Source organism: Vibrio sp. 10N.222.46.A1 (assembly GCF_041473595.1).
GTDB classification, from domain to species: Bacteria; Pseudomonadota; Gammaproteobacteria; order Enterobacterales; family Vibrionaceae; genus Vibrio; species Vibrio tasmaniensis_A.
Genome location: NZ_JBFRSN010000119.1, coordinates 1 through 4,640, shown reverse-complemented (window position 1 = coordinate 4,640; position 4,640 = coordinate 1). Strand labels below are relative to the sequence as shown.

5 protein-coding genes are annotated in these 4,640 nt (G+C 41.3%); all 5 read right to left on the bottom strand.

What is annotated here, in order from left to right; all coding sequences use genetic code 11:
* Window positions 1-1,801 (bottom strand): fimbria/pilus outer membrane usher protein (locus tag AB4496_RS04340; RefSeq protein WP_372130628.1); only part of this gene is annotated, 1,801 nt, incomplete at its 3' end.
* Complete coding sequence (locus AB4496_RS04335) at window positions 1,785-2,471, bottom strand: molecular chaperone (RefSeq protein ID WP_012600554.1); 687 nt, start codon at window positions 2,469-2,471, stop codon at window positions 1,785-1,787. The genes AB4496_RS04340 and AB4496_RS04335, both read right to left, overlap by 17 nt.
* Window positions 2,472-2,473: 2 nt before the next feature.
* Window positions 2,474-3,199, bottom strand: a complete 726-nt coding sequence (locus AB4496_RS04330; protein WP_102258342.1) for a molecular chaperone — start codon at window positions 3,197-3,199, stop codon at window positions 2,474-2,476.
* Between the two features lie 114 nt (window positions 3,200-3,313).
* Entirely contained in the window at window positions 3,314-3,811 is a 498-nt protein-coding gene (locus AB4496_RS04325; RefSeq protein ID WP_009845433.1) for a hypothetical protein, read from the bottom strand.
* 77 nt (window positions 3,812-3,888) lie between these two features.
* A complete protein-coding gene (locus AB4496_RS04320) occupies window positions 3,889-4,413 on the bottom strand; it encodes a hypothetical protein (protein WP_170962721.1) in 525 nt (174 codons plus the stop codon).
* Window positions 4,414-4,640 lie beyond the last annotated feature (227 nt).

Below are 4,640 nucleotides of genomic sequence, written 5' to 3'. Positions count from 1 at the left end.
TATCGGCGTCCGTTTCTTCATTCGTAATGACACTCGCAAAGCCTGATATCCCTCCGGTGTTACCTATATTATTCTGATAGCTGTAATCTAAGGCGGCTTCTCTTAGCTCTGTACTGTAACGACCGACGACACGAGTTTGTCGGCTAAGAGGCCAACTTATGGTGAGCGTAGTGCTGATGTCATCGTCTTTACTGGCGTGATCTTGATAGCTAACACGGGCACTCCAAGTCGCGTGAGTATCAAACAGTCCGTCCGATAAACTCGGGCTAATTAGCCAATAGTCGTTCTCTTTGTCTATTCCTAAACGGTAATTGACTGTCATGGCGGCACGTAATGATCGACTTAGATAAATCGAACCGAATGCAGAAGCATAATGAGTGGTTAAGTTGATGTCTTTATCGGAGGCGCCAAACCCAGCAACACCAGTAAAATTGTTGCTCAGATACTCATAACTAACACTCAGTTGTGGAGCCAGTGTATTCTTACTGGAAAATTCCGCATCGAATGCAAATTTGTAAGCATCGCCATTTCCTAATACAGGATGTTCGCTACGTGAAGCATTGAGTTCAGTGACTCCCCATCTAGAAGCGATGAGTGCGGTAGTACCATATTGGTATAAATCTTCACGGGTTTGAAAGTTGGTACCTAACGTTAACCAAGGGTTAATCCCCACATCAATATAACCATGGAAAATACGCTCATCGGTTAGGTATTCTAGTTGTCCATTTTGGAGTTCAGAGGGTGCTCCGTACATAATGCTATATTCAAACTCACCGCTATTGAGCAAGTCGTTACCCGTCGCAATAGAAAACTCGATACGCTCTTCGTTTCCAGAACGATCGGTAATGACGAGTACAATATCGTTACTACCTTGCGCAAGAGGTATATCACTCAGGTTGTAGCTACCAGCGCCTAAAGTTAGTCGTTGGACTGCAATCCCATCTATATAGACATCGACATTCGAGGCTCTTTGAAGTGTGAATGATTGATTGGCTCGTGGTCGTGCATTTCTGGTTGGAATCAGTGTGAAATCTCGAGTTAAGCCAATACCAAGTATATCGGTACTGTCCTGAAAAGATTGGCCACTGTTGTACATATCGCCGAGCACAAGTCGTGTACCTTGCTGTGCAAAGTCAATATTAAGACGAGTTCCTTCTCTCACATATTGTGACTTTTTCGATGAACCATTTTCTAAATAGGATTCATATTCAAAATTGAAAAAACCAATGTTAAGTGCAGAGTCGAATTGACTGCGATAAAGATCTTGCCTTGACGATTTTTGATCGACATATTGGCTCTCATTGGCGGAAAGGGCGACGTTAACGTATCCGCTTAACAGACTTGGCTCAGCATAGTTATAAAAATCATCTGCGCCGTTCATCGAGAGTTGTTGGGTTAAGCTAAATTCTGGCGGAACCGTCACGATACATTCCAACGAAGAAAAGTCGAAATTTAGTCCCAGCCCTACGCTCATAAAGTGGTGCTGCGACAGCATCTCATCGTCTGTCGTCTCATGGAGCTTACCAATACCTTCTTGAGTGACGACAGACGAAAGGAGAGACAGCGTACTTTCCTTTGGCAAAAGAATTTGGTTGTTTGCGGTAATGATAATATCCGCTTCACCAAGAATGGTGTCACTTATCCTTAGTAAAGAGGTAAGTTGAATGTCGCGTCCTGTCGGGTTCAATACCATATCCTGGCCCCAAGTTACAGGGCTTAAGGCGGCACAATAAAACAGTACTAATCCCAAGACATAGAAAACTTGCCACATCTTGTGAGAGGTTTCAGTTTTCATATCCATGATAAGTGCCTACTGGTAAGTAATTTAAAGAAGAAGGCAAAGTAATAGTCGAGCGTGGTGGAATAAACTGTTCACCTAAAGCCTCATGTACCTTTTGGTTCTGAGATTCGAGCCCCTTAAAATGAAGTAACGATGTATAGGTAAATCGCGACCCTGAATTAGTGAGTGTTAGTTTTCCTTGTTCATCTATATGTAAGTTCACGTCAGGCTCTAGCGAGGATGAGTGAATGTGCAACAACGCATTGTAGTGAACTTGCAAATTGATACCGGTTGTTAAACTGGTAGGACTGTCCATTTTTTCGTTGTTTTGACCAATATTTAAGGTACTGAAACGAACAAAGTAACTTTGGGAAGTTTCGAGTTGGCGGTTTCCCAACCATTGTATACGGAATACTTGACGTTCACCGGGTGCCAACATAGCGGCAGGTGGAAACACAAACATCACCTCACTCGATAGATCTATTGTTTGGAACGTACCATCAGGTAAGAATTTCAAACGACGAACGTTAGCTTCAAGTGGGAGATCCCGCGTTGAGTTGTTAGTCACAACCAGTTGCGATGTTGCCCTGTGATCGGTATTGAGTTCAATGACGGTTGGAAACAGTGTTATGCCAAGCGCTTGTCCACACAGAAAACAAGAAATGAACCCACCAAAAATATAACGTCTCATTGCTACTGATCCTGCTCGATTTCAATCGATAGCGTCTCTACATTGTAATTTTCAAGTGGCTGCATTTCGAAAAAACGAGTGGAATAGGGAAGAACTAAAGTTCCTGGAATACGTTTGGCGATTTCTACGCCTTTTAAATAGGTTGATTTTTTGCCGTCAGAAATTTTCCATGTCGTATTGGTTAACCGACCATAACTATTACCGCTGTTCAGTACTTCAAGGACCCATTTGTTATTCTTGTTATTTGGTTCGATACTTTTAATTTCTAGTTGAGAGGCAGTGTTCTGAGGTCGCACGTTGATAAGCGTATTAAACTGAAGTAACAGACTCACTTGCCCTTGGTTGCTACTTGCTCTTTGAACTTTCACTTGCTTAACAGCAATACGAAAAGCTTTTGACTCTGTAATGGACGGATCGCCTAAATATCGGACCATAATAGATTGCGAACGTCCAGGCTCTATAATTGCAGTTACTGGAATCACTAATAGCTCGTCATCTGCAGGCGTCGTGGTCTCTTTTCCGTATTCATCCATAGTCATAAATACTGGAGACAGTTCGACTGTGAGTGGTTCGGTAGACGAATTCTCAACCCTCATTGTCATTTGAGCTCTTTTACCAAGTGGCGTCATCTCCATAGACATCGGCTCTACTTTGAACGCATGAGCTGACAAACAAGTGAGTGACAATAATAAGAGAACAGTCCATTTATGCATGATCCATTTATACATCGCGATGAGCTCCAAATTAAACTAGAGTCGTAATACAACTGAGGTTAAGTTTTAATACAACAAAGGCTTAGATGAAGTCGGAGGCCAAATAATAGCCCCCGACTTATTCAACCTCTAATTTGAGGTGATATTTACGGTTAACGTATCTGAATAACCACCTGCCCATGGGGAGGTTTCTGTTGTCACAATATCAATGGACGCGGCAACACCAGTCGCCAATACTCCTGAACCACCATAAGAGTTACTGATTGAAACGTCATTTAGGCCTGGGCCTCCTGGCGCATTAAGCGTGAAAGGAGCTAAGCCTGAAGGGTTAAATGTTGCTTCGTATGTAAGAGCGTAGTCTTCGCTATCATCGGACTCTAGACCACCCTCAGCACTCGTCAGTGTTACAGTTGCACCATCGACGTCATTACACTTCATGTTAAGGCCACTAACAGAAAGGTTTTGAATTTGAGATACATTACCAAAGTCCATCAGTTGTGTTGAAAGACCAGTAACTTCACATACAGGTGAAACAAAACCAACTAGCTGGACATCACCAGGAGCGGCTTGAACTTGAGCACCAAAAATAGCTGTGACTGTTGCTGCGTAGAGTGTTAGCTTTTTCATTAGAAATTCCTTTATCTTAAATGATTGGCTCGAATACTGCTGAGCGTATGTTGTTCTGCAGATACATTGCAGAGCTTTTACTTGGTCACGCTATGAATCGAAGGGTAAACTTCGATCTCAATAACGTCTTGATAATAACCCGCGAAACGCAAGCTATTTTCGAGTGCTACCCTAAGGCTCCCCTGTTGAGAGAAAGGAATAACACCAGAACTGTTTATCATTACTGGTGAAGTAAGTTGGCTGCTGTGCCTACTTTCATAAAGCCGAAGCTCGTCTATTTGTAATGACAGATTATAAGTTTCAATAATATCAACCCCTTGGTGCTGATATTTTAAGCCTCCATATTTTGAATTAATCGTTATACCCAACGGACGGTTACAATACATATTAAAAGGCAATAGTTGCACATCATGGTGTTCCGTAAACTTCATGACATTGCCAGAAAAGAAATTTATTTCGCATCGATCTTTGATCTGGCCATTAATTCCTAACGTTAAGGTGTTAGCACTGGTGTAGAATGAAAGTGACAGACTAAAAATTAACGTTGAGACGATGAATTTGTGAATAAATACGAATGCTCTAATCATCATTTCACCTCTCATTGATTGATTGAATGTAACCTGTTGCTTAACTTTCAAAACTATAAGTGCTTTAAAAAATGGTGAAGTAGTAAAAAAAGTTTATTATTTAGACGAAGTATGAGTTTTAGTATGAGTTTAAGGTAAGGTATAAATAGTACATTTTTAGATAATAATTTTGTTTTCAATTAGATAGGCAGTTTTTGACCCACAGTTAAATTCACGAGTGGATTTTTATTAATTGATAAAAT